Origin of the sequence: Streptomyces sp. RKND-216 (assembly GCF_004795255.1) — a bacterium.
GTDB lineage: Bacteria > Actinomycetota > Actinomycetes > Streptomycetales > Streptomycetaceae > Streptomyces > Streptomyces hazeniae.
The window spans coordinates 754192-780134 of sequence record NZ_SSBQ01000002.1; the positions used below are offsets into that span (position 1 = coordinate 754192).

A 25943-nucleotide genomic window follows, 5' to 3' on the forward strand; every position below is an offset into this window, starting at 1 on the left:
TCGTCGCTATCTCACATCTGAGATACGGTCCTTGCCATGACGGACGACTACCTCGCACGCATCGGCCAGCTGATCCGCGACGCTCGCCAGCATCGCGGCTGGACCCAGTCGCAACTCGCGGAGGCACTGGGCACCAGCCAGAGCGCGGTCAACCGCATCGAACGCGGCAACCAGAACATCAGCCTTGAGATGATCGCCCGCATCTCGGAGGCCCTGGACAGTGAAATCGTCTCCCTCGGCTACTCCGGCCCGATGCACCTGCGCGTCGTCGGCGGACGCCGCCTCTCCGGCTCCATCGACGTCAAGACGAGCAAGAACGCGTGCGTCGCCCTGCTCTGCGCCTCGCTCCTCAACTCCGGCCGCACCGTGCTGCGTCGGGTCGCCCGCATCGAGGAGGTCTTCCGCCTCCTCGAGGTACTGGGCTCCGTCGGCGTGCGCACCCGCTGGCTCAACGACGCCGGCGACCTCGAGATCGTGCCGCCCGCCGAACTTGACCTGGACGCGATGGATGCGGACGCCGCCCGCCGCACCCGCAGCATCATCATGTTCCTCGGCCCTCTGCTGCATCGCACCGACGCGTTCCGCCTCCCCTACGCCGGCGGCTGCGACCTCGGGACCCGCACCGTCCAGCCGCACATGATCGCGCTGCGCCGCTTCGGCCTGGACGTCACCGCGACCGAGGGCGTCTACCACGCCGAGGTCGACCGCTCCGTCACCCCCGACCGTCCCATCGTGCTGACCGAACGCGGCGACACGGTCACCGAGAACGCGCTGCTGGCCGCCGCCCGGTACGACGGCGTCACCGTCATCCGCAACGCCTCCTCCAACTACATGGTCCAGGACCTCTGCTTCTTCCTGGAGCAGCTCGGCGTGCGCGTCGAAGGCATCGGCTCCACCACTCTCACCGTGCACGGCGTCGCCGAGATCGACCGCGACGTGGACTACTCCCCCTCCGAGGACCCGGTCGAGGCCATGAGCCTCATCGCCGCCGCGGTCGTCACCGAATCCGAACTGACGGTGCGCCGGGTGCCGGTGGAGTTCCTGGAGATCGAGCTGGCCGTCCTGGAGGAGATGGGCCTCGACGTCGACCGCAGCGCCGAGTACGCGGCGGACAACGGTCGTACCCGGCTCACCGACCTGACGGTCCGTCCCTCCAAACTGGAGGCGCCGATCGACAAGATCCACCCCATGCCGTTCCCCGGCCTCAACATCGACAACGTCCCCTTCTTCGCGGCCATCGCCGCCTCCGCCCAGGGGCAGAGCCTCATCCACGACTGGGTCTACGACAACCGCGCCATCTACCTCACCGACCTCAACCGCCTCGGCGGACGCCTGCAGTTGCTCGACCCGCACCGGGTCCTGGTCGAGGGCCCCACCCGCTGGCGCGCCGCCGAGATGATGTGCCCGCCCGCGCTCCGCCCCGCCGTCGTCGTCCTCCTCGCCATGCTCGCCGCCGAGGGCACGTCCGTGCTGCGCAACGTCTACGTCATCAACCGCGGCTACGAGGACCTCGCCGAACGCCTCAACGAAGTCGGCGCCCAGATCGAGACCTTCCGCGACATCTGAACCGCGGAGGCCGCAGCACCCGGCCCGACCGGCTGCTCAGCGAGTCGGGGAGGAGTGCGGTATCAGTCGTCCGTCCCGTCCTCCGGCCCCACCAGCCCCGCCGATCCGACAGGTCGCTGTGGCTGACGCACCGTCCGGGACGGCGTGAGCGTCAGCGAGGGACGCTGCTGAAGGGTTCCCGTTCCGGCCGGAAGGGGCGGCTGACGGCGATGACCGGCCTGTGTTGACCGACCGGGGCTTGCCCGCTCCGGGAATAGAAGAAGCCCGGTATGTACCAACCGGGTCGGCGAGCGATCTTGAAGGCCCCGCCCGGTGCACCTCCCGCCGCGGGACGCACGGGGGCGGGCCGCCCCGAAGGGGCGGCCCGCCGTGGTGCTGCGTGGGGTGTGCGTCAGATGATGCTGACGCCGTAGGCGCTGAGCGCCTCGGTGACCGGCTGGAAGAAGGTGGTGCCGCCGGAGGAGCAGTTGCCGCTGCCGCCGGAGGTCAGGCCCAGGGCGGTGCTGCCGGAGAACAGGGCGCCGCCGCTGTCGCCGGGCTCGGCGCACACGTTGGTCTGGATCATGCCGTACACGACGTCGCCGCCGCCGTAGTTGACCGTGGCGTTGAGGCCGGTGACGGAGCCGCCGTGCAGGCCGGTGGTGGAGCCGCTGCGCTGGACGGACTGACCGACCGAGGCGTTGCCGGCGCCGGTGATCTCCTGGTAGCCGCCGTTGTACAGGTAGACGCGGCCGTCCGCGGCACCCGGGTTGGAGTGCTGGATGAGGCCGTAGTCGTTGTTCGGGAAGCTGGACCCGACGGTGCTGCCGATCGACCAGGAGCTGCCGATGTTGGTGCAGTGCCCGGCGGTCAGGGCGTACTTGGTGCCCGCGCTGTCCTGGACGTTGAAGCCGAGGGAGCAGCGGCTGCCGCCGGTGGTGATGGCCTCGCCGCCGGCGATGTACTTGGTGAACTCGCCCTTGGTGCGGTTGATCTCGAGGGCGGAGTCGGTCTTGACGGTCTGCTTGATCTTGGCGATCTCCGCCTTGCTCACGGTGCTGTCGACGGTGACGACGACCTTGCCGGACTTCGCGTCGGTGTACCAGGCGGTACCCGCGATGTCCGACTTCTCGACGGCGCTGTCAACCGCCTTGAGCTGGGCCACCGTGGCCTTGGGCGCGTCCGCCTCGGCCGCCACGGCGGTGGGGGTGACGAGCGCGCCGACCGCCAGGAGTCCGGTGGCCACTGCCATGGTGCGCGCGCGCCCTGCGAATCTGATGCTCACGGAATTCCTCCGGTGGTGCTGTGGGGGAACGGCCGGTGGGGACGGCCGTTGCCCAGCGCTTACATTGACATGTTTGCGCCAGACGCGGACCAGCATTCCCGACTGCTCGCAACGACAGCAAGGTGTGTTTCAGGTCACGACTGCGGACGATCTCGCGCCTGATATACAGGGCGAAACCGGCCACATGGGCCGGTCGGCGAATCCAGCAGGCCCGACACCGGGGCGACGGCACGCACCAGCTCGGCATGACGTGCGACCACCACCTGCGAACGACCCGTGCGACGGTTGAGCAGGCGATTCAACACGGGACGCAGGCGCCGCCGCCCGAGAAGAAGCGGTCCAGCCCCCCGCGAACCGGCCACCAGGCGCGTCCACAACCGGCCGAATGGCGGAAAAGAAGCGTTTGGAATCAGCCACTGCACCTCCCTGCGCCTGAAGTCGCGGCCCCCCCTCACGGAGCGCACGGCCCGTGCGCTCGCACACGGCCCGCGAAGCGGGTCTGCCTACCTGCCAGCGGCTGACGCGGGTGACGCGGCGGCCGCGGATCTTGCCGCGATCGGAGATGAACTTCCGCAGCAGCTGCGTCGCCGACCGCGGGATGCGGGTGCGGCCCGCGTCCGCAACCGGGACAGCGTCGACGGACGCCCCCGAGGCCACCTCCGCACATTCGGCCTCTCCCGGGTGCGCATGCGCCGGCACGCCCACGCGGGCCACCTGCCAGGGATGACCAAGTCCTCCTGATGAAGCGGCGCGTGGCGGCCAGGCCGTTGCCGGGCCCACCACGGCCGCATGCGCGACGGGCATCGCCACGCGCGACCCGCACCTGTGACGGGCGACGACAGGGTTTCGTTCCGTCGAGACGGCGCGACCTGCTCTGGGGCGATGGCACGCCGCCTACGCAGGACCGGCCCGCGGGGCGCGAGGGTGACCCGACTGGTGGCGAGCCCGCCACTTGTTGCAAGCTGTGCGCAAGAGCTTCTGTGCATCGACAGGGAGGTCCCTAGGCCGCCCGCGAGCGGGCAGGGCGCCGCCCGCCTCGAGCCGGCCGTGCCCTCCGCGGGATCGACGCAGCAGTGCACACCCCTCACTCCGCAGCAAGGAGCGCCGCCCATGGACCTCCCCGCCCGGGTCGGGCCCGAGGACATCCACCACGCGTCCGCGGAACTGGACCGGCGTGGTGCTGTCATCCTCGCCGGATACGGCAGCAGCGGCGACGCCCTCACCGTGGCAGCCGCCCAGGTTCTCGGCAGCCGTCTGAGCCGGCTCTTCCCTCAGCGCGTGCGAGCCTCGTACGACGGCGGCCCCGTCCACCTGCACGCGGACAGTCTCGACCTGACCGTCGACATCGGCGGCGTCCGGCACCGGCGCCGTCATCCCGACGAGGACTACGTCTTGATCCAGTGTCTGAAGGCGGCGCCCGCGGGAGGAGACTCCTTCGCCCTCGACGCCTACCGCTTCGCCGACGCATGCCGCACCGCGGACCCGGAGTTGTGGCGGTTCCTCACGACCCAGGACGTCGACCTCTACGGGGCGTGGCCCCACCTGCGCGGCTTGCCGGCGAGCCCTCGCGTCGCCCGGCACATCGAGTACACCCGCACCGGGCGCCGCATCGTCCGTCGCACCGACGGCGCCGTTCCCCTCCACCGGGACCCGGACCTCGAGCACGTCCGCACCATGCTCGACCGGTTCGCGAAGATCGTGCACGAAGAAGAGCCCCCGCTCCCCCGCTTCCGGCTCGGCGAAGGAGACATCCTCGTCCTGGACAACTACCGCGTCTGGCACGGCCGCGACGCCCATACGGGCGAACGCGCCGTCCGCATCCTCACCGTGTGCAGCAGCGACGCCCGCTGAAGGGGACTTTCGAAGGCGTGCCTCCACCGCCGGCCCCTGACCTCCCTGCCGGGCGAGTGGCAGACCCACGGTCGCGACGCCCTGCCCCGCGGCGTTCCTTGACCACGCCGACGGCGATGTACAGGGTGTCCACGGTGCGTGGCCACGCACCGGCCGAGTGCGGCCTCGGCCGGCAGTCCGGCGCCGGAACCGCGGACAGGGCATCTGGCGCAGAAGCGTCGGCGGGGCCCGCCGTCATCCGGAGCGGCCGCCCGGTCCACGGGCGGTGCGCGGATCAGCACCCAGCCCGACACGGCCTCTTCGAGAGGGAGTCAGGGCGGTTGGATAAGCCACGGTTGAAGCCGGGGCGAGGTGCGGATCCGCGCGGTTCTGCGCGTTTCGGTCCGCCGAGCGAGGGAGCGACAGTGGGTGGACACGATCACGGACACAGTGGTCACGGGCATGATCACGGCGTGTCGGCCGAGACCGACAGACGCTGGCTGACCCTGGCCCTGGCCTTGCTGGTCGCGTTCATGCTGGTCGAGGCGGTCGCCGCAGTCATGGCCGGCTCGCTGGCGCTGCTGTCGGACGCGGCACACATGCTCACCGATGCGGTCTCCATCATCCTGGCGCTGGTGGCGCTCCGTCTCTCGTCCCGGCCCCCGAAGGGCGGGTACACCTACGGGCTCAAACGGGTGGAGATCCTCTCCGCACAGGCGAACGGTCTGACGCTGCTTCTCCTGGCCTGCTGGCTCGCGCACGAGGCGGTGCACCGGCTCTTCTCCCCGCCCGATGTGGAGGGCGGGGTGGTCGTGTGGACAGCGCTGGCGGGAATCGTCGTCAACGTCGCCTGCGCGTGGTGCATCTCCCGCGCCAACCGGTCCTCGCTCAACGTCGAGGGCGCCTACCAGCACATCCTCAACGACCTCTTCGCCTTCATCGGCACCGCGGTCGCGGGCGTGATCGTGGTGACGACCGGATTCGTACGCGCGGATCCGCTCGCCACACTCCTGGTCGTCGCCCTGATGGTGAAGGCGGGCTGGGGCCTGGTTCGTGACGCGACCCGCGTCTTCCTCCAGGCGGCGCCCGACCACCTCGACCCCGACGCCATCCGGCGACGGATGGCCCAGCTGCCGGGGGTCGAAGGGGTGAGGAACCTGCACGTCTGGCTGATCACCTCGGGTGAACCCACCCTGTCGGCCCACGTCGTGGTGAGAGGCGACTGCCACGCCGTGAGCCGGGACCTGCGACGGATACTGGCGAAGGAGTTCGCGCTGTCGCACGTGACACTGCAGACCGAGCACCCGAACGGACGTCTCCCCGCGTCACCCGCCGCGGCCCTGGAGGCGTAGCCCCCGCCTCGGCTCGCAGAGCCCGCGCGAACCGCCCCGGCAGGACCGGAGCCACCGGCGGCTGCGGGAGCCCCCACAGCAGGTCTTCCCGTGAGGAGCCCGCAGCCGCCCGGCGGTGCGGTACGGTCACTTCCCCGCGGTCGCCGCGGAGCGGCCGGCGAGACGCGCGAAGACGAGTGCCACGAGGGTCAGTCCGCCGAGTGCCGCGGCCGTCCCGGGATATCCGCCTGCGGCGAGGCCGATGCCGCCGGCCCCGGCGCCGAGGAACACCCCGAAGCTCATGCCGGCGGCGTTGATGCTCAGGGCCGTGCCGCGCAGGTTCCCGCATCGCCGTACGAGGGAGGTGGTGACGCAGGCGGCGACGGTGGCGTGGCCCACGCCGATCATGGCGGTCAGCGGGAGAGCCACGTAGAGGGATCGGCTCAGGAAGACGCCGACCAGGGCGACCAGGGCGACGAACAGGGCGATCGTCATGAGGCGGTCGGTGGAGGCGGTGTGCCGGTCGGCGCTCAGGAGCCTGCCCGCGAGAAGGTTGCCGACGAAGAACGAGGCTCCGCTGAGGGTCCAGACCAGAGCGAAAGTGCTGGGGTTGAGTCCGAAACGCTCGTCGTAGAACGCCGCCAGGTAGGCGAGATACCCCATGAACGCGGCGGTGCGCAGCATGGCCACGCACAGCAGCGAAATCACTCCGGGAAGTCCGGCCAGCAGCCTGAACGACGCCAGGTAGCCGGGCCGGTCCTGATGCGTCGCCTCGTCCCCGTGCGGGCCGCCGGGGGCGCGGCGACCGAGGCGGAGGAGGAAGTAGAGGGCGAGCCCGGAGCAGAGGGCCGTGACGGCCCACAGGTCACCCTGCCACCCCCACACCATGGCCGGCAGCGCCACCAGCGGTGCCGCCAGAAGCGCGGTGAAGGACTGCGTGGCGGTGATGAGCGTCGCGGCCCGGCCCGCGGCGGCCTCGCTGGAGAAGCGGTCCGCGGCGGCGGCCGTGAGCGCCGGGTTGAGAACGGCGGTACCGCCCCCGACGAGCAGACAGAAGGCCGCCAGCAGCAGGAACTCTCCGCCGGCGCCGAGCGCTGCGGACACGGCCAGGACCACCAGTCCCGCGGCCGCCGCCCGTTCCTTGCGCACACGGTCGATGAAGGGGGCGAGGGCGGTGCCCACCGCGAGCGCGGCGAGGCCGCCGAGGCCGCGCAGCTGTCCCAGCGCCGCGACCGAGCCCTCGGCGACTCCGGCGATGGGGACGAGGAAGGTGCTGTAGATGGTGAAGGGGACGAGGCCCACGGCCGAGGCCAGCATGAAGGGCCACAGCTCCCGGGCCATCCGCCAGTCGTTCGGGACGGCGTCCTTCCCCGGTTCTGTCCCTGGCACCGGTGCCGCTGCCGGTGCCGGTGCCGGTGCCGGTGCCGGTGCCGGTGCCGGTGCCGTCTGCGGTGCGTGGGTGCCCGCCGGGTCCTCCGTGCCGGGTGACGCACTCTTCCCGAACCGCTCGGCACCGCTGCTCATGGCGTCACCGCCCGGTACCGGTACAGCGCGGTCGCGTCGGCGCTGAACTGGGAGAAGGGGAACGGTTCGGCGGAGAGTGCGCTCACGCCCGCGCCCAGGAACGCCCGCGCGACGGCGCTGCCGCTCTGTGCGTAGACGGTGAGGGGTGTTCCGTGCTTGCGGCAGTGGTCGAGGATGTCGTCGAAGCTGCCGTTGACGAGGGTCATGCCGGTGGCGATCACCGCGTCCGCCTCGGCGAGCACTTGGTGCATGTCGTCTGTGACGGGATCGCCCCAGTTGGTGGTGCGCAGGTTGTAGTCGCAGAGCAGGGGGACGCCGCCCCGGTCGCGTATCGCCGCGACCAGCGGGTTGACGACGCCGATCAGAGCCACCTTCGCGCCTTCGGGGATGTCGAGAAGGCCGGTGACTGCGGCGTCCCTGGCCCGGGCGCGCGTGTCGGGTGTCCCGGCCGGGAGCGTGACGGTATCCGCGCCGGGATGCGCGGAGTGCGGCTGGAGGCGGGCCAGATAGGCGTCGAGAGCCGCGACGCCGACGGCGGGCTTCTCGTGCCGGATGAGCTGGTCGAGGGTGTGGCCGGAGGCGTCGGCGCAGAAGTCGGGGCCGAGGTCGCCTGCTTCGAAGGAGCACGCCCCGAAGACGTTCCCGGACCGCAGCAGGAGGTAGTGGTTGCGGTAGGTGACCTGGCTGCCCGCAAGGCGGGTGGTGTGGTGGAGCCAGAACGCGCTGGTCACCGTGAAATCTGCGGGAGGCTGGCCGTACACGCCGTCGAGGACCGCTTGGCGGAGTGAGGCTGTGGACCGGGGTGGTGGGGAGGGCATGCGGGCTCTCTTCTGTCGGGGGGTCGGCGGTCGGGGGCAGGCCGGTCGGGGGCTCCGATGGGACGGCGTCCCGGTCGGAGGGTCGCTCGGAGGAGGAAGCCTCAGCCGTTCTTCGTGACGCGGGAGTGCGGAGCAATCTCGGGCCCGCGCGCCGGGGCCCGCGGTGCGGCGCGGTGGGAGCTCACGCCGCTCCGGGAACGAGGACGGTCTCGTCGCGCGTGTGTGCGCTCTCCCCGGGCGGCCAGTCCATCACCGACCAGGGATGACGCAGGTCGTCGTGGGTGGTGACCTCGTGCGGGACCATCGAGCCCAGTCCGAAGGCCTTGCAGTGGTGGGCGTAGGCGGTGTCGACGTAGCGGTGCCCGGTGTCGGCTGCGAGAAAGACGTAGGTGGGTGCGTCGTCGCGTGCACGCTCCCAGAGGGTCGCGAGGTACGCCGCTCCGGCGGACAGGCCGGCGAAGATCCCGCTGGCGCGGAGGAGTTCGACGGCGCCGGACATGGCGTAGTCGAAGTTCACCCAGTGGATGCGGTCGTAGAGGTGGTGGCGGACGTTGTCGAAGGGAATGGAGCTGCCGATGCCCGCGATGATGATGTCGGGGTCGGAGACGTGCTCGCTGCCGAAGGTGACGCTGCCGAAGGGCTGCACGCCGGTGAGGCTGACCTTGCGCCCCGCCTCGCGCAGGTACGTGGAGATCGCTCCTGTGGAGGCCCCGGTGCCGACGCCTCCGACCAGGGTGAGGGGGCCCTCGGGTACTTCGTCCCCGATCAGCGCGGCCACGTCGCGATACCCCAGGTAGTGGATGTCGTCGTGGTACTGCCGCATCCAGTGGTAGTCGGGGTTCTTCTTCAGCAGTTCGCCGATCCGTTCGACGCGAAGGTTCTGGTCCAGCCGCAGGTTCTTGGACGGGCGGACCTGTTCGAGAGTGGCACCGAGTACCTCCAGTTGGACGCGGAGCGTGCGGTCGACGGTGGTGGAGCCGACGATGTGGCATCGCAGGCCGTACCGGTGGCAGGCGAGGGCCAGGGCGTGTGCGTAGATGCCACTGGAGCTGTCGACGAGCGTGTCGCCGGGGGCGACCTGTCCGGTCTCCAGCAGGTGGCGGACGGCGCCGAGCGCCGAGTAGAGCTTCATCGTCTCGAAACGGACGCAGACCGCTCCGGGAGGAATCCTGACCAGGTCGGGTTCCTTGAGTGCTTCGGCTATGTGCTCGTACATGGTCGGTGTCTCCCGCTCAGGCCTGGTGTCCGCGGCGCATCCTGAACAGGTACGCCTGGCAGTTGTCGCCCTCCCAGGTCTGCCGGTGGACGACCTCCGGTATGAAGCCCGCGTCGATCGCGTGAGCGACGATGTCCTTCAGCTCGGAGGTGTTGGAGACGATCAGGTACACCTCGCCGCCGGGCGCGAGGAGATCACGGGCCTCGATCTGGTCGAAGAAGCGCCTCACGATCTCGATGCCCACGCACACGTTGCGGATGACCGTCGGGTCGTCGCTGGTCCGGGTGCTGACGGCAGGCGGGTTGAAGGTGATGACGTCGAGACGGGCGGAGTCCGGGAACTCCTCGAACAGATGGGAGACGAGCGGCCGGAAAGTGGTGTCCGGCCGTTGGGGAACGAGACGTTCGTAGCCGGCGCGGGCCGTCGCCACGCTGTCCGGGTGGATGTCCGCCGCCCAGATCTCACGGGCACCCATGATTCCGGCGATCACGGCTTCCACGCCGAGACCGACGCCGATCGCCGCATAGGAACGTCCCGCGAGCGCGATGGTGCCGTCCAGCATGCGGTCGTGGATGATCCGGCTGGTGTCACCGGGCCGGAAGACCCCCGGCGGCAGCTCGAACGACCAGCCGTTGTAGGAGTAGGCGCGCTGCGTGTGGATGTCGGACGAGGAGCTGTTGAGGGCCAGGATCTCGTCGCGGGGCAGGGTGTCGGGCAGTTCGTCGAGCAGGGCGCGGACGGCGTCCTGGGAAGGGGCAACGTCCGCTGAAGTCCGGTCGGTCATGTGTCCTCCGCGATCGGGACTGGTGTGTGTGTGGGGGGGGTGGGGGGGAAGGTGCGGTCACGCACCGGGCGCGGGCGCGACCACCGCGGGGTCCAGCCGGGTTCTGCTCAGGTCCGACGCGCCGACGAGTTCTCTGGCCTGACGGGTTCGGGGCGTGTGGAGAACCTCCTCGGGGGTTCCGTCCTCGACGATGCGTCCGCCGTCGAGGACGACGATGTGGTGGGCGACGGCGGAGAGCAGTTCCAGGTCGTGGCTCACCCAGAGCAGAGCCGTGCCGTACTCGCCGCGCAGCCGGGCGAGTTCGTCCACAACCGCTCGGGTCGCGTCGGGGTCGAGGGCGGTGGTGATCTCGTCGCAGACGAGCACGTCCGGCCGGGCCAGCACGGCACGGGCGAGGGCCGCGCGCTGGAGTTCGCCTCCGGACAGGCCGCCGGGACGCCGCTCGACGGTGTCGGGGGCGATCCCGAGACGGGTGAGGAGGTCACGCGCCTCCGCCCGGGCACGGTCCGGTGCCACCTCGCGCAGCCGTACGGCGGTGCGGGCGACCTGTTCCGCCACCGGGCGGCGCTCGTCGAACGACGTGCGCACCTCCTGCCACACGTACTGCACGCGCCGCTTCTGCTCCCCGGAGCGGCGGCGCAGTACGGGAAGCGGGGTCCCGTCCAGCAGCACCTCGCCGCGGTGGCGCTCGTGGAGGCCCGCGATGCAGCGGGCGAGTGTCGTCTTGCCGCTTCCGGAGACCCCGGCGACGCCGAGGCACGCGCCTGCGGGCAGTTCGAGCCCGATGCAGTCCAGCACACGCCCTCGGCCGCGGCCGTGGAGATGCGCGGTCAGGTCGCGTACCTCCAGCACCGGGGGCCGTGCGAAGGCGTCGTGAGGGGTGTGCCGTTCGGCGGACACGGGCCGTCGAGGGGGAAGTGCCTCCTCCGGTTCCCCCGCAGCGGTCACCCGTCCGCGGTGCAGGACGACGACGTGGTCGGCGAGCGCACGGACCAGATCGTGGTCGTGGCTGAGCAGCAGGACTGCCAGGCCGGCACCGGCCAGGCCGGCCAGTTCCTCCGCCAGCCGCATGCGGGTGACCGTGTCGAGACCGGTGCTCGGCTCGTCGAGTACCAGTGCTTGGGGGCGGCACACGAGGGTCTGCGCGAGCGCCACGCGCTGGCGCTGCCCGCCGGAGAACTGGTGGGGGAAGCGTCGCCGCGTGTCCCGGCCGGCGGGCAGTTGCGCCGCCTGGAGCGCCTTGGTCACCGCTCCCGTGCCGGGCCCGTGGTGCAGCCGCGCCAGTTCGGCCAGCACGGTCCCGGTGCGCCGCGCCGGGTTCAGGGCACTGCCCGGGTGCTGGGGCATGTAGGCGACGACGCGGCCCGGTATCCCGGCGGCCTCGCGGGTCACTCCGTCGCCGTCCACGACGGTGACGGAGCCGGCCGTGACCCTGCCGGTGAGGCTCACCCCCGGGCCGGCCTCGCCCAGCAGGGCCAGGGCCGCCGTGGTCTTGCCACTGCCGGAGGGCCCGACGAGGGCGGTGACCCGTCGCGGGTGCAGGTCGAAGTCGACCGCGTCGAGGAGCAGGGTCTCCCCCACCCGAGCTGTGAGCCCGCGTGCGGAGACCACGGGCGCTTGCAGGGTCATCGAGCGGCCTCCTCTTGGAGAGGGCGAGAACGCGCCAGTCTGTGGTCGGCGAGCAGGTTGAGGCCCACGGTGAACATGACGAGCAGAGCGGCGGGTGCCGCCACGGCCCACGGCTGGAGCAGCAGGCCCTCACGACTCCGGGCGATGCTCACCGCCCAGTCGGGCGCCGTCGGACTCAGCCCGAGGCCCAGATAGTTCGCGGACCCGACCAGGAACACGGCGAAGGTGATGCGGGTGCCGATGTCGGCGGCGACCGGGGGCAGCACCGAACGTGCCACCCAGTCGAGTTGAATTCGTGCCCGGGACTCGCCCTGCAGCCGCAGCGCCTCGGCGACGGGGCTGCTCGCGGCGTCCAGAGCGGCTGCCCGCACAAGTCGCGCGACCGGCGGCACGTTGACGGCGGCCACCGCGACGGTGATGGCGACGGGCGACCCCCGCCATCCCACAGCGACCACACTGATCACCAGGAGGGTGGGCAGCGGGAGCAGCACGTCCAGCGGACGGATGAGGAGTTCGTCCAACCAGCGGCTGCGGGCCGACGCCGCGAGCAGGCCGACACAGCCACCGAGAAGGTAGGAGAGTGCCACGGCACCGAGCGCCATGCCCAGCGCGCTGCGGCCACCGTGCAGGAGCAGGGCCAGCACGTCGCGGCCCAGGCCGTCCGTCCCGAGCGGGTGCGCGCCGCCGCTGCCGGCATAGGGCAGGGCCTCCCCCGGCGCGGGGACGTCGGCGAACAGCGGGCCGGCCAGCGCCAGCCCCACAGGAAGAACGAGCAGCAGGCCGCCGAGGGACGCCGTCACGGTCTTCGTCTTCACCGGAGCACCTCCGTCCGGGGAACGAGCCGATGGCAGACCAGGTCCGCAGCGAGGCTGAAGAGGAGCGCGGCGACGGCGAGTACGAGTGCCAGCCCCTGCACCGTCGGCACATCCCGGGCCTCCACCGCGCCGACCAGGGCGCTGGCCACGCCGGGGATGGCGAAGACGGCCTCGACGATCAGGACGCCGCCCACCAGGTTGTCGCCCACCCGGGCGAGCTCCTGGATGCCGGGGACGGCCGCGTTGGGCAGCACGTGCCGCACCAGCAGCGTCCGGCGCGGCACGCCCAGGCGGCGCGCCTGGGCCACGTAGCCGGCGTGCAGCACCGTCACCATCCCGGCCCGCACCTGCCGGGAGAGCAGGCAGATCATCCGGGCGGCGACCACGGTGACCGGCAGGACCAGCAGTGCTGGCTGCACCAGGAGTTCGGCGGCACCCACCCCGACCCAGGTCGCCGGGAGCCAGCCGAGCCGCAGGGACAGTCCGGCCACCAGCAGCAGAGCGAGGACGAAGTCGGGAACCGAGTTCAGCGTGAGCGTCAGGGAGGTGACGGCACGATCCAGGCGCCCTCCCTCGCGCAGCCCCGAGAGCACCCCGAGCAGCACCGCGAGCGGCACGACCACGGCGAGGGTCACCGCGGCGAGCACCAGGGTGACCGCGGCCGACTCGGCCAGGACGTCCAGGACGGGCCCACCGCTGACCAGGGAGGTGCCGAGGTCGCCGGTGAGCATGCCGTGGGCCCAGTCCCCGAACCGCTCCAGGGGCGGCCGGTCGAGCTGGAGCTGCTCGCGCAGCGCCTGCACCTGTTCCGGTGTGGCGTCCTCGTTGTTGCGGACGTCCGCGGCGTCACCGGGAAGCAGGGAGGTCAGAGCGAAGACGAGGACGGTGAGCAGAGCGAGTTGAACGACTCCCAGAGCGAGCCGCTGCAAGGCGTACCCGCGCATCGTCAGGCCAGCCACACTTTGTCGAAACGGCCCGAGTCCATCGTGTTGGGCGGGGCCTCCTTGACGCCGCCCACCCGCGAGGAGACGGCGTTCAGCCAGTCCGGGTGGCCCCAGAACAACAGCCCGCCCTCGTCGCGAACGGTGCGCTGGAGCTCGCCGTACAGCCGGGTGCGGGGCGCCTCGTCGGTGGTCGACTGCGCCTCGGCGAAGGTCTTGTCGAAGTCACGGCGGCGCCACGCGGAGGCGTTGAACGGCGACTCCGTCAGCAGCCGGTCGTTGAGGTAGTTGGGGATCGTCATGGCTCCCGAGCGGTGGCTGCCCATCGCGCCCTTGGCCAGCTGGTCCTTGAAGTAGGTTTCCGGGGAGCCCTGGTCGATCCTGATCCGCACCCCCGCTTCGGCGGCCTGCTCGGCGAACAGCGTGGCGGCCTCGACGAACCCGGCGGCGGCGGAGGAGGTGAAGATCGAGAACGCCTTGTTCAGCGCCCCTGCCTTCTTCAGCAGCGAGCGGGCCTCGGCGACGTCACGCCGGCGCTGCGGGACGTCCTCGGGGTAGTACTGGTAGCCCTTGCCGAACATGTCGTTGCCGACCGTGCCCCGGCCCGCCAGCACCACGTCGACCAACTTCTGCCGGTCGGCCAGGAGCTTGAAGGCGAGCGTGACGTCCGGATTGTCGAACGGCTCCCGGTCGCACTTCATGACGATCGCCTGCGCGGTGCCGGCCTTCGCCGTCACGATGCGCACCGAGCCGTCCGCCTCCGCCGTGCGGGCGAAGGTCGGCGTCATCTCGTAGCCGTACTCCGCCTCACCGGCGCGCAGGGCATTGCCACGGGCCTCGGCCTCCGCGGAGAGGATGCGCAGTTCGTCGACGTAGGCGCCGCCGTCCCAGTGGTCGTCGAACCGTTCGGCGGTGAACGACTGCCCGGGCCGGAAGGACGTGAGCCGGAAGGCGCCGGTCCCGACAGGCCGGGAAGGGTCGTCGTAGCGGGAGCTGACGATCGCGGTGCCGAGTGTGCCCAGCAGGGAGGGGAAATCGGCGGACGGCCGGGTGAGCCGGAGTTCGACGGTGTTCTTGCCTATGCTGCGGCTCTTCTTGAGGTCGACGACGGACAGCAGCGACTGCGCGAAGTGGCTCGTGGCCTTCGGGTCGAGAATGCGGGCGAGGCTGAACAGCACATCGTCGGGTACGAGCTTCTTCCCGTCGTGGAACGTCGCGTCCCGCAGGGTGAACCGCCACACGGTCGCCTCGGCGTCGGACTCCCACTTCGTGGCGAGTCGCGGAACGGGTGCCATGGAGGCGTCCAGCTCGACGAGCCGGTCGAACAGGGCCTTGGTGCGGGCCATGTCGATGGCCAGCGCCTCGGCGTGCGGGTCGATGGTCTCCCGCTCGCCTCCCCCGGTGAACAGCGCGCGGAACTGCCCGCCACGCTGCGGCCCGCCCTTCGCCCCGTCACTCCCGCTCCCCGTCCCGGCGCCGCAGCCGGTGAGCGCCAGGGCTCCTGCCGTGCTCGCGGTGCCCGCCAGGGCGAGGAAGTTCCTGCGGCTGCGGGGTGTGGACATGCTGCTCCCTCAGTGCGACGACATGGCCCGGTCCGCGACAGGCGGAGTCGCGCGGTCACCGGGAACGAGAACGGTAGCACTGTAATGAAAACGATTATCGACGTCTACTGAGGGACAGGACACACCTGAAGGCACGCAGGGAGTACGCGTCGCCTCGGGGAACCCGTCACGCACACCGACGCCCCGGAGTTGCCCCCGTCCGGCCACTCCGCCGGTGCCCCTCACCGCAGGACCCTCACCTCGCATGTTGGAACGGTGAGTTGACTTCGTTGACCGGGACCGCCTCCTGGGCTCGAGGGGGAGCTTCGTCACCGTGTCGAGGTGGAGTCCCGCTTCCGGCGGACCGGCAGAACCGCCGGCACGTGGCTGACGAGGGCGTCGTACTCGTGCCTGCCGAACGGCTGGCGAGCGAGCCACTTGATCGCCCCGACGTGGCCGGCGGCGAGACGGTGGTGCAGGCCGTGCGCGACGGCGGAACCGAACAGGTCGTCGGGTGCGTCGCCCGGGATCGCCGCCACCAGCCCCGCGTACAGCCTCGGGGTGGCGACCGCACCGCCCGGACCCTGCCAGGCGTGCAGTCGCAGTGCCAGCTCACGCAGCGCCTCGGTGGCCTCGGTGCGGGCCGCCGAACTCTGACCGGCCCGGACCCGGTGCACGGACGACCCGCAGTCGATCTGTGCGGTCGGAACGTACGGGCCGAACTCCTTCCGGAGGCAGCGCAGCAACCGTCCCTTCCCCCCCTCCCCAGGCCGCCGACCGAGGATCACCACGGGGAGGTCCGGGCCGTAGAGCGGCCTGCGATGACGACCCGTGCGCGTCGTCCCGAGCAACCGGGCGAAAAGTCCGTCGTCGGCGAGCAGCGTGTCGAAGCCGAGTGTGCCGGGCGCGGACGGGCTCCCCCGGGGTCGGCAGCCGCGAGCGGCCGGTGACGGGGGTCAGGTCGCCGCCCGCAGCGCGCTCACGTGGTCGGACCCTCTGCCGAAGCACCGCGGGGGATTGTTCAGCAGGTGCATCCGCAGCCGTGAACGATCCCCCGCGCGGGCCGATCCGGTCAAGGGGCCGGGGTGCGGTGGAGACGGGCCGACAGGTGGCGCTGCATCGGCTGTCCCACGGCCTGCAGGTCGTGGTGGAAGTCGAGGGTGTCCGCGTCGGTGAGGGTGTAGCGGCGGCGGCTGGCGTCGACCTGCTTCGCCGTGGGGGTGAGGGCCACCTGACCGCTGACGAGGTCGGCCGAGCCGGAGCCGGACCGGCCGGTCAGAAGCTCGGCGACGCCGGTGGGCTGCGTGATCAGCGCTTCCACGTGCCCGTCGGGCTGCAGCCGCCACCAGCCGGTCTCGCGTGCGGAGGGACGCAGCGGGGTGCCGTCCGCGTCGACGAGCCAGGCACGCGCCTCGTAGTGCAGGAAAGGGCGGCCGTCGTGGCTGAAGGTGACCTGCTGCCGGTAGGCGAAGTCGCCGTCGAGCGTGGGATATCCGCCGTGTCCGCTGCCGACCCAGGTGCCCAGCAGGCCGGTCACCGGTTCGAGCAGTGCGTGCGGCGCGGGATCCTCTTCCGGACTCCGCGCGTCGCGGAAGGGTGACTGTCCCGGTACGGGGTCGGCCATGGGCTGTCTCCTGGTTCGGCACCGGCTCCCGAGCCGGGGTGGGAGCCCCGGCCGGGTTCGTACGGGGGCCGACGGTACGCGACGGGGCCGGGGTGCCGCGGAGCGGCACCCCGGCCCCGGAGGCGCGCATGTCAGGTGTCCGCGGCCACGGCGCAGAGCTGTTCGCGGTCGCGCACCTCCATCTTGGCGATGAGCTGGGCGACATGCTTCTCCACCGTGCGCGGCGAGATGTACAGGCGGGCCGCGATGCCCTTGTTGCTGAGGCGCTCGGCCAGCAGCTGGAACACCTCGTACTCCCGCACGGTCACGCCGCGGGCCCGCAGAGCAGCGGGGATGCGGTCCGTGCCGCTCCGGCGCTGCCGGACGGACACGCCGCTGCGGCGCAGCAGGGCCCGGCACGCGCCGGCCACGGCGGGCACGTCCCTGCCGTGGAAGCACTCCTCCGCCTCCCTCAGCCAGGTGACGGGATCGCCCCAGTCGTCGTCGAGGGCCGCCTCCGCCACCAGCCGGAGTCCCAGATGCCGGGCGACGGGGAAACTCTCGGCGTGCCGTGCGCCTTCGGCGACGGCCTCGGCTGCTTCCTCGCCGCGTCCGTCACGGCCGAGCAGCACCGCACGGGCGAGCGCCACGAACTGCCGGTTCCAGCGCATCCGTCCGGCGGAAGTGGCGGACGCCTCGACGTAGCGGTCCCAGCCCGCGTCGCCGGACAGGACGTCCAACAGGATGCGCAGGCCGTGGCGCCCACCGAGGTGGAAGCGAGTAGGGCCGTCCTCCTCCCTGCTGCGCACCCGGTCGAGGTCCCGGAGCGCGCGCTCCCGGTCCTCCTCCAGCAGTGCGCAGAAGACGCGGGCGAGACCGAGCTGCAGGGGCTCCTCGTGGGAGCCCGCGCCTTCCCAGCGGGCGAACTCCTCCTCCGCGCGCTCCATCTCGGCGCGGTCCCCGCAGTGGGCGGCGGCGACGGAGCGGGCCATCAGGAGGTAGCGCGCGACGGGTGCCAGGCGCAGCCGTGTCGCGGTCTCCAGGCAGGCGTCGGCGTGCGCGGCGGCCGCGTCGAGCCGTCCGCGCAGGGTGTCGTGGAGCACGGTGATCGCGTCGATGGTCAGGGTGATCACAACGGCGCCCACCCGGGCCGCCTCGGCCCGGGCGGTCTGCAGCACGGCGGTCTCACCGTCCGCGAGCCACTGGCTGCCGCCCAGGTGGACCATGGCGTAGAGCCGGGGGATGGTGAGGCCGTGCTCCTCGGCGGTGCTACGGGCGCGTTCGAAGCAGTCGGCCGCTTCCGAGAGATCGCGTTCCCGGGCGAGCACCCCGAGGATCTCCCATGCCTGACAGGCGACGTGCGGCAGGGGGGCCTCGGGGAGCGAGGCGGACGCCACCGCGGCGCGCGCCAGCTTCTCGGCGTGCTGGGTGCGGTCCGCCCCGGGGGCGTCCAGTGCCAGGTGGGCGGCCACCACGTCGACGGACGCGGTGTGTTCGCTGCCCGGCGTGGCGGAAAGCAGCCTCCGGGCTTCCGCCACCTGCGCCTCGCCGTCCGCGCCGCGGCCGGCGAGGTGGGCAATGCGGGCGAGCCTGGTGTGCAGGTCGGCGAGCCGGCTCGCGGCCACTCCGGTGCCCACGGTGTCGTGCAGGGTCTCCGCGAGGCGGAGCGCACGGTCCAGTTCGCCCGCTTCGGCGAGCGCGGGCAGGAGGACCTGCAGCGTGTCCGCGCGCGCCGTGGTGTCCCGGCCGTCGGCCAGCAGTTCGTCTGCCCCTTCGAGCAGGGTGATCGCCGACTGCACCGCACCGCGGTCCAACGCTCTGCGGCCTGCTTCGGTGAAGAGCCGGGCGGCGACGTCCGTCTCCCCCGCGTCACGGCGCAGCGCCGCCACCAGGGCGCACCATTCGCCGTCCAGCGCGGGATGCAGCGACTCCGCGGCGTCGGCGGCCCGGCGGCTGAGGGAGGCGCGTTCGAAGGAGGTGAGCTGGGCGAGGAGCGCCTCCGCGGTGAGGGGGTGGCGGAAGGCGTACCAGTCGGGCGCGGGGTCGTCGGGGACGACGAGTTGGGCGGCCACGCCGGCGTGCAGGTGGCTGAGCAGGCTCCGGTCGTCGATCTCCGTGGTGCGCTGCAGGACGGAGAGGGGGAAGCGCCGCCCGAGCACGGCGGCGGCGGACAGCAGTTCGCGGCCCTGCGGCCCGAGGCGGTCGGTACGCCGGGCTATCCCCTGCACCAGAGTGCTGGGCACGGCGGTCCGCTGGGGCCCGATGGCACGCCAGCCGTCGGCGCCCTGCACCAGGGAGCCGCTGTTGACGAGGCCGTGTAACAGCTCCTCGACCAGGAACGGGTTCCCCGCACTGTCCTGCCAGAGTCTCTCGACGACGGCTCGGGGCACCTGATCCGGCTCCGTCCCGAGGCTCGACGCGACCATGCTCACGACCTGGTCCTCCGTCAGCGGACGGAGGGCGAGGAGTTCCCCGGAGCGGCGCTGCGCCGCGGAGCGCGCCAGGTCGAGGGCGGGACAGGGCTCGGCGCGGGTGGTCACCAGGAGCGCCACGGGGAGTTGGGACAGGTTGTCGATCAGGTACTCGACGACGACAAGGGTCTCGGTGTCGGCGTCGTGCAGGTCCTCGAGGACGAGCATGCAGCCGCCGTCGCGCCCGACGACGGCGAGGAGGCGCAGCACGGCCTCCGCCAGGACGACCAGCGACTCGTCGCCGTGTTCCCCGGTGCTCCAGTCGGGCACGAGCCGGCCCAGCACGGGCCGGTAGGGCCCGAGTCCGGACTCCTCGACCGGGGGCCCGGTGCGGAAGAGCGACATCAGCGCCTCCGTCAGGGGCCGGAAGGGCAGCATCGGCCCGATGGTGCTGCCGCGGCCCGTCATGACGCGCATCCCGGCGCCGACCGCTCGCCCGGTCGCCTCCGCCGCCAGGCGGGACTTGCCGATGCCGCCCTCGCCGGCGAGGAAGACCGAGTGGCCGCGGCTGGCGATCCCGGATTGCACCAGCGACTCCAACCGGGCGAGTTCTTCCTCGCGGCCGACAGTCTGCGGAACGTGAGGCTGCATGAGGCGGAATGTACCCGCCATGTGCACGAGTTGGTCACATCTCGGAGATGACCAATCGTTCTCCCGGCGGCACAACGGCAGTGGGCCCGGTCGCCCGGGAGGGCGGCCGGGCCGACGGCGGTGGCCCGCTGCGTCGTGTCAGGAGGGCACGACGGGCACGCTGACGCTGGTGTGCACCTCGTTCAGGACCGGCACCAGGCCCGTGCCCAGGTTGAGTCCGGCGAGGACCTGCGCACGGGCGGAACGGCCGGCGCGTCCCGTCGGTCTGATCTCGCCGGCCGGTCCTGCGACGAGCGCCGCTCCGTCGCCCTCGCGGGGGGACACGGCCTGGCGTGCGGTGTGCTGACGCATGGGTGGTTCCTTTCGGTGGGTGGGATGGTCACATGACGGTCGGGGTGGGGAAGGGTGTGTGGGAGGTGCGTTCCGGGGTCTCGCAGGCTCCGTCGGACCGGCCGCCCCGGGCGCCCGTACGCCTCCGGGAGTTCGTGCCGCTCCGGGCGGCGCCGCCGTGCCCCTCGAAGCCGGCGGCCCCCGGTTCGGGCCGGGGCGGGGTGTCGAGGAGCAGCACGGACGGCACGTGCCGGTCCGCGCCGAGACGCAGCAGCGCGTAGCCGATTCCGGCGAGTCCGCTCAGCAGCCCGGGAGTGCGGGTGCCCTCGGGCGTGCCGCACCGCGGGCCGCACTGGTCGAGAGCGCCGAGTACCAGGCCCGAACGGTGGCGGAGCAGGTCTCCGGCAGCGGTGTTCCCGGAGGTCCGCAGCAGGTGCAGGGCCTCCACGACACCGAGTTCGCCGTGGCACAGGCTCAGATCGGCGCCGACCGGGGTGGCGGCCAGCTGCTTGAGCCAGGGGCCGACGTCGGCGGACGACTCCTGGCCCACCGGGCCGAGTTCGAGGGTCGGGAGCAGCGCGCCGGCCATCCCGGAGCACCAGCTGTGGTCGTCGCCGGCACGGCGGGCCCGCTGGAGCGCAGTCCGGTGCACTGCGCGGGCCACCTCGGCGTACCGCGTGCGGCGGCCGTCCCGGGCCGCATAGCGGGCCAGTGCCCAGCCGACGCCGGCGAGGCCGTCGGCGAAGCCGTGGGGCGAACCGCCGCCGGACGACGGGGGGACGGCGGGCGCGGCGAGGTGCGCCTCGGCCGCCGGCAGGAGGCGTGCGGCGAAGTCGTCGGCCAGCGAGGCGGCGTGCGGGAGACCGGTCTCGCGGTGTACGGCGAGGGCGGCGACCAGCGCACCGGCCGTTCCGTCGCCGAGACCCGTCGGCCCGTCGTCCTCCTCGGCCGCCGCCGCTCCCGCGGCCGCCCAGGCGGTCAGGGCGTCCGCGAGACCGTCGCCGGCGGTCCCGCCGAGCAGCGTGCCGAGCCGGGCGAGGGCGTAGCACAGGCCGCCGAGCCCGTTGAAGCCGCCGATGCCCACCGCGCGGGCCAGCCGGGGGTCGTCGGCCAGGGCGCGGGTGAGGAGCGGCAGGGGACGTGCCGCGTCCGCGGCGAGTTCGGTGTAGCGCGCGACGCCGGTGAGCGCCCCCAGTTGGGCCAGGAAGAGGGCCGGGCCGGTGTACCCGTGGGCGAGGCCCGCCCCCATCGGCAGCACGGACCAGTGCGCGCCGTCGACCGGTTCCATCCCGAGCCAGTTGGCGCGATCGTCCCGGTGGACGGCGCGGCCGACGATCTCGTCGGCGATTCCGCAGGCCGCCGCCATCAGCCGCCGCTCCCCGACTGCCGCCGCAGGCGGCGAAGACGGCAAGGGAGTTCCGCTGCGGTGGGCCTGGGGGCCGCTCCGGTGGACGGCCAGCGCCGAGGAGATCAGCCACTCCTGCTGGTGCCGCCCGACTTCGGACAGGTCACGGACCTTCTCGTGGGCGGACTGCAGCCCTGACCGGACCAGGAGGCCCGTCAGCCGGGTGCCGTCGGACGTCCAGGCGTGCCGGTACTGCGGGCGGTGCCGGAAGAGCGGTACGTCGCCCTGCCACAGGTCCGCGATCTCGGCTTCCACCAGCCGCTTGCGCAGCTCGTCGCCTTCCGACTCCAGATGGAGGGCGGCCAGAACGGCGTCCCGGTCCAGCGCGTCCCGGAGCAGTTCGGGGTGGGTGGACTCCTCCAGCAGCGTGCCGTACAGGCGCGTCGGGCGCGCGATCAGCCGCAGCTGGGCCTCCCCGCAAGCGCTCAACGGACCGCCGGGGGCGAGGAGTTCGTCCCGATGCGCGGTGAGCGCGTCGTATCCGGCACGGAAGCCGGACAGCAGCGCGGCTTCGTAAGCGCCCGGGTCGGCGTCCGCCCCGGCGCGTGCGGGAAGGTTGTCCGCCCCCGCGTAGGACTGCGGACGGCGCACCAGGCGCATGAGGTCGGTGCAGGGGTCGGCCCAGGTCACGCAGTAGGTGGGGTAGGTCCCGCCGCTCGATCCGCCGAGCGCCGACACATCCAGCGCCCCGTTCTCGCCGAACATCGGCTGCGGCAGGACGCAGGTGCGGTGCACGGAGGCCGCGAAGACGACCGCCGCCGGGTCGGAACCGGCCGTGGTGGCGGGGGGCACGGAGGGATGCAGCAGCGTCTCGACGTCCACGAGCACCGGCTGGTCCGCGCAGGCGATGAGGTTCTCGCAGTGCATGTCCACCCCCTCCACCGCGTGCAGGAGGGCGAGGAGGGCGCCCTGCCGCCGGTAGAAGCGGTCCACGTCGGCGTCCTCGTCGCACGGACGCCGCTCCACGTGCTCGACCCATCCGTAGCCCGGCCGGTCCAGCGTCGTCAGGGTCTGCAGCGCCAGGCCGGGCACCTTGCCGTTGAGCCAGTGGATCATCCGGTCCAGCGGGGCGTGCTGCGCCGTGGACCGGGGCTTGTACACCACGCGGGCGCCCGAGGCGAAGCGCAGCTTCGCCACCGACCGTCCCCGGTCGTGGGTGTCGCCCTGCCCGAGGTCCACCTCCACCACCGGGCCCGGGTCGTGTCCGCCGAACAGCGTGGTGCGAAGGGCGTCCCTGTCGGCCCGGTAGCGCTCCAGCACCTCTGCGGTGGCGTCGGAGGTCTGGAGGCAGAGCTGAGCCAGCAGCCGTGCCAGAACGGGATAGTCCGCGAACAGCCGGCAGAGGTCCTGCCGCCCGCCGGTGCGCCGGACGAAGTCCGCGAAGCGGGTGCGGGGGTCCGCGCCGGAGAGCCTGCCGGCCTCCCGTGCCCGGTGGAGTTCCAGGACCAGGGTGCGGGCCGCGGGTTCGGCGAGCCGCCGTCCCAGCCGTTCGGAGAAGCGATCGTTGACGCGGGCGGCGTCCACGACCTGGGAGTCCTGCGGCACTCCGGCCTGCAGACGGAGCGCGGCGGCGCGTACCAGCGGCGCGAAGACCTGGGCGAACGCCGCCCGCCAGTCGCCGTCCGGCCCGGCCTCGGGGGCCGCGGCAGGGGCGTCGGCCAGCGCGTCGGCCACGAACCGTGCCCAGGAAGGGAGTTCGCTGCGGCCGGCCAGGCGGGCCGCCGGCTCCGAGGCCAGCGCGGCGAGTTCGCCCTCTCCCAGCTGGAGGGCGTCCAGACGCAGGGCCATCGCCCCGTCCGGATCGAGTGTCCGGGTACGTCGCCGCCAGTCGTCGAGTTCCGCACCCGTCGCGGCGGTGACCGCCTCGGCGGCGCCGGCGTGGAGCCGGTCGCGCAGGGTGAGCCCACGCGCCCACCAGTACGGGGCGAGGCCTTCTCCCGCGGGGTCGTGGAAGGATCTCGGGTTCGTCACGTCCCCCACGCTGTCAGCGACCGCGGACTCCCGCATGGGTAACGCGCCCCCATATTCCCCCACGGCATTCCGGGTGTACGCGCAGCCTGCGGCGGCCCGGTCTCCGGCGCGTGACGGGGGCGCTGGTCGGAGGCCGCGGCCGGCCGGGCACGGGAGGTCCGCGCAGGAGCCGCGGAATGTGGGGGCGCGCTCCCCATGCGGGGCGCACGGTCCCCTTCCGAAGATGACTACCGCCCGGCAGGCAGCGTCTCCTCGGCGCTGAGAAAGATCCGCGCCGGGCCCGGTACTCGGCCGGACACAGTAACAGGAGAGGGGATCATGAAGGCTGCCACCGCCACCACCCGGCAACCCGCGACGTTCGGCGAGGTGCTGCGCACCCACCGGCGACGCGCGGGCATGACGCAGCAACAGGTAGCCGACCTGGCCACGTTGAGTGTCCGCGCCGTACGCGACCTGGAGAGCGGCCGGGCCCGGCGTCCCCGGCGGGCGACCGTCCAGCTGCTGGGCGACGTGCTGCGGCTCAGCGGCGGGAGCCGCGCCGCGTTCGAGGCGGCCGCCGATCCGCTGCCGCAGCCCGGGCACGGAGGCGAGGTCGACTGGCTGCCGCCGGTCTCCCCGACTCCGCTGATCGGCAGGGAACGCGAACTCCGCGCCCTGAGCGACCTGCTGACGTTCGAACGCCACAGACGGGTGTGCGTCGTCGGCATACCCGGCGTGGGCAAGACCCGCCTGGCCCTGGAGGTGGCCACCACTCTGCGCGACCGGGAGGGGTGGTCGGTGCTCTGGCGCGACGCGAGCGACGTCCCCGACGGCGGGAGCCTGGCGGAGTCGGCCGAGTGCGTGCTCGCGGGACGGGGCGCGGAGGACACGCTGCTCGTCGTCGACGGGGCGCGCGGCACTGCGGCAGCCGAGGCGGCCGGGCGCCTGCTGGACCGTTTTCCGCGCCTCCGGGTCGTCACCACCGCGCAGGTGCCGGGACAGGGCGACGGCGCCCACCTGATGCCGGTCGGTCCGCTCCCCGTTCCGGGCGGGCCGGACGGGAGGGGCGACGACGCGGCCGGCTGCCCCTCGGTGCGTCTCTTCAGGACGCACCTGCGGCGTCTGCGACCGCACCAGACGCTCGGCGTGGAGACGTCGGCCGCCGTCGCGGCCCTGTGCCGCTGGCTGGATGGGGTTCCCGCCCGGCTGGTGGACGCGGCGTCCTGGTGCCTCCTGCAGTCCCCGGAGGAACTTCTGCGCGCCATGACCGAGGCCGAGGACCCGGAGCGTTTCGCCTTCCCCCCGACGGACCCGGACGGCCTGCCGGACCCGCTGGCCCTCGCGCTCGCCGACGTCGGCAGCAGGGAGCGGGAACTGCTCGCACGCCTGGCGGCCCTGCCCGGCGGGTGGACGGTGGACGAGGCCGTCCTGCTGTCGGGCACGACCACCCGGCACACCGCCGGTTTGCTGCACGCGCTGCTCCTGCGGGGCCTGTTGCGGACGGCCGACGAGGAGGGGACCGACAGGTTCCGGGTGCTGAACCGCCTCCGCCCGTTGCTGGTCGCGGCGGGCGGCCGGACAGCGGCGTGAAGGCGGGCGTGCACGTGCCGGCCCTCCCGGAGGGCCGGCTGCCCCGCGTGCGGACGCGCCCCGACTTCCGGGTGCCCTCGATCTGCCGGTGACCTGCCGGTGCGACTTCCGATGACGCCCCCGTCCCGCTCCTACGGTGAATCCGCCGACCGCGCAAGGCGGTTCAGGCCCGGACCCGATCGAACGGCTGCGGAACGCCCCGCCGCCCGGAACGCCGCGTTCGAGGAGACCCCGACCCGCAGGGAATGAGGCCCACAGATGGAAGTCGCCGCCAGAGAGGTGTCCGGAACCCGCGCGGCGGGTCTGCACGTGGTGGTGTCCGGCGTGGCGTCCGACGCGCACACGTGGAACCTGGTGTTCCTCCAACTGCTCCTGGAGGAGCTCGGGCACCGCGTGACGAACCTGGGGCCCTGTGTTCCGGACCGGACCCTGCTCGCCGAGTGCCGGGAGCTGCGGCCCGACCTGCTGGTGCTCAGCAGCGTCAACGGGCACGGCGGCGCCGACGGCCGCAGGGTCGCCCGGCTGCTGCGCGAGGACCCGGAGTGCGGTCGCCTGCCGATGGTCATCGGCGGAAAGCTGGGGATCTCCGGGCCGGACGGGCAGGAGACCGGCCCGCTGCTCGAAGCGGGATTCGACGCGGTCTTCGAGGACGGCTCCGGCCTCGCCTCGTTCCGCTCCTTCCTGCAGTCCGTCGAGGCCGGACGGCGGGCGATACCGGCGAGCGTCGCCCCGTGAGCGGGGACG

19 protein-coding genes and 2 pseudogenes are annotated in these 25943 nt (G+C 72.7%); 6 read left to right on the forward strand and 15 right to left on the reverse strand.

Annotated features, from left to right (window positions below; all coding sequences use genetic code 11):
* Window positions 1-36: 36 nt before the first annotated feature.
* Complete coding sequence (locus tag E4198_RS03575; RefSeq protein ID WP_136181859.1) at window positions 37-1566, forward strand: UDP-N-acetylglucosamine 1-carboxyvinyltransferase; 1530 nt, start codon at window positions 37-39, stop codon at window positions 1564-1566.
* Window positions 1567-1957: 391 nt separating this feature from the next.
* Here E4198_RS03575 and E4198_RS03580 read toward each other — a convergent pair whose 3' ends face one another.
* On the reverse strand, window positions 1958-2797 hold the full coding sequence (locus tag E4198_RS03580) for a S1 family peptidase (RefSeq protein ID WP_247597851.1): 840 nt from the start codon (window positions 2795-2797) through the stop codon (window positions 1958-1960).
* Window positions 2798-3310: 513 nt separating this feature from the next.
* Window positions 3311-3415, reverse strand: a pseudogene (locus E4198_RS25285) (30S ribosomal protein S18); the annotation flags it as partial.
* Here E4198_RS25285 and E4198_RS03585 point away from each other — a divergent pair.
* The 3 genes and pseudogenes from E4198_RS03585 to E4198_RS03595 form a co-directional block, all read left to right on the forward strand.
* A pseudogene (locus E4198_RS03585) lies at window positions 3407-3571 on the forward strand (30S ribosomal protein S14); the annotation flags it as partial. The pseudogenes E4198_RS25285 and E4198_RS03585 overlap by 9 nt on opposite strands.
* A 306-nt stretch (window positions 3572-3877) precedes the next feature.
* On the forward strand, window positions 3878-4681 hold the full coding sequence (locus E4198_RS03590) for a TauD/TfdA family dioxygenase (RefSeq protein ID WP_281727955.1): 804 nt from the start codon (window positions 3878-3880) through the stop codon (window positions 4679-4681).
* 452 nt (window positions 4682-5133) lie between these two features.
* Window positions 5134-6012, forward strand: a complete 879-nt coding sequence (locus tag E4198_RS03595; protein ID WP_348771283.1) for a cation diffusion facilitator family transporter — start codon at window positions 5134-5136, stop codon at window positions 6010-6012.
* A 126-nt stretch (window positions 6013-6138) separates the two neighbouring features.
* Here E4198_RS03595 and E4198_RS03600 read toward each other — a convergent pair whose 3' ends face one another.
* The 13 genes from E4198_RS03600 to E4198_RS03665 form a co-directional block, all read right to left on the reverse strand.
* Window positions 6139-7380: an MFS transporter gene (locus tag E4198_RS03600; RefSeq protein WP_247597543.1), complete on the reverse strand. Its 1242-nt coding sequence runs from the start codon at window positions 7378-7380 to the stop codon at window positions 6139-6141.
* Window positions 7381-7511: 131 nt separating this feature from the next.
* Window positions 7512-8333, reverse strand: coding sequence for a DUF364 domain-containing protein (locus tag E4198_RS03610; RefSeq protein WP_136181865.1), 822 nt, complete (start codon window positions 8331-8333; stop codon window positions 7512-7514).
* 181 nt (window positions 8334-8514) lie between these two features.
* Window positions 8515-9549 carry a pyridoxal-phosphate dependent enzyme gene (locus E4198_RS03615; RefSeq protein ID WP_136181866.1) on the reverse strand — a complete coding sequence of 345 codons (1035 nt, stop codon included), beginning with the start codon at window positions 9547-9549 and terminating at the stop codon, window positions 8515-8517.
* A 16-nt stretch (window positions 9550-9565) separates the two neighbouring features.
* Window positions 9566-10333: a methyltransferase gene (locus E4198_RS03620; RefSeq protein ID WP_136181867.1), complete on the reverse strand. Its 768-nt coding sequence runs from the start codon at window positions 10331-10333 to the stop codon at window positions 9566-9568.
* Window positions 10334-10390: 57 nt separating this feature from the next.
* Window positions 10391-11962, reverse strand: a complete 1572-nt coding sequence (locus E4198_RS03625) for an ATP-binding cassette domain-containing protein (protein WP_136181868.1) — start codon at window positions 11960-11962, stop codon at window positions 10391-10393.
* Window positions 11959-12777 (reverse strand): ABC transporter permease subunit, encoded by an 819-nt coding sequence (locus E4198_RS03630; RefSeq protein WP_136181869.1) that lies wholly within the window; start codon window positions 12775-12777, stop codon window positions 11959-11961. The genes E4198_RS03625 and E4198_RS03630 overlap by 4 nt, the downstream gene beginning before the upstream one ends.
* Complete coding sequence (locus E4198_RS03635; RefSeq protein ID WP_136185170.1) at window positions 12774-13721, reverse strand: ABC transporter permease; 948 nt, start codon at window positions 13719-13721, stop codon at window positions 12774-12776. The genes E4198_RS03630 and E4198_RS03635 overlap by 4 nt, the downstream gene beginning before the upstream one ends.
* Window positions 13722-13723: 2 nt before the next feature.
* On the reverse strand, window positions 13724-15280 hold the full coding sequence (locus E4198_RS03640; protein WP_136181870.1) for an ABC transporter substrate-binding protein: 1557 nt from the start codon (window positions 15278-15280) through the stop codon (window positions 13724-13726).
* 308 nt (window positions 15281-15588) lie between these two features.
* On the reverse strand, window positions 15589-16005 hold the full coding sequence (locus tag E4198_RS03645) for a hypothetical protein (protein WP_136181871.1): 417 nt from the start codon (window positions 16003-16005) through the stop codon (window positions 15589-15591).
* A gap of 326 nt (window positions 16006-16331) precedes the next feature.
* Window positions 16332-16883, reverse strand: a complete 552-nt coding sequence (locus tag E4198_RS03650; protein ID WP_136181872.1) for an FABP family protein — start codon at window positions 16881-16883, stop codon at window positions 16332-16334.
* A 131-nt stretch (window positions 16884-17014) separates the two neighbouring features.
* Window positions 17015-19924, reverse strand: a complete 2910-nt coding sequence (locus E4198_RS03655; protein WP_136181873.1) for a LuxR family transcriptional regulator — start codon at window positions 19922-19924, stop codon at window positions 17015-17017.
* A 138-nt stretch (window positions 19925-20062) separates the two neighbouring features.
* Complete coding sequence (locus tag E4198_RS03660) at window positions 20063-20275, reverse strand: hypothetical protein (RefSeq protein ID WP_027764366.1); 213 nt, start codon at window positions 20273-20275, stop codon at window positions 20063-20065.
* Between the two features lie 28 nt (window positions 20276-20303).
* The gene (locus E4198_RS03665) at window positions 20304-23630 is read right to left on the reverse strand and encodes a type 2 lanthipeptide synthetase LanM family protein (protein WP_168711358.1); all 3327 of its coding nucleotides are present in this window, start codon (window positions 23628-23630) and stop codon (window positions 20304-20306) included.
* Window positions 23631-23948: 318 nt separating this feature from the next.
* Here E4198_RS03665 and E4198_RS03670 point away from each other — a divergent pair, with 318 nt between their 5' ends.
* Both E4198_RS03670 and E4198_RS03675 read left to right on the forward strand, forming a co-directional pair.
* Window positions 23949-25199, forward strand: a complete 1251-nt coding sequence (locus E4198_RS03670) for a helix-turn-helix domain-containing protein (RefSeq protein ID WP_168711359.1) — start codon at window positions 23949-23951, stop codon at window positions 25197-25199.
* Window positions 25200-25457: 258 nt separating this feature from the next.
* The gene (locus tag E4198_RS03675) at window positions 25458-25934 is read left to right on the forward strand and encodes a cobalamin-dependent protein (protein ID WP_136181876.1); all 477 of its coding nucleotides are present in this window, start codon (window positions 25458-25460) and stop codon (window positions 25932-25934) included.
* Window positions 25935-25943 lie beyond the last annotated feature (9 nt).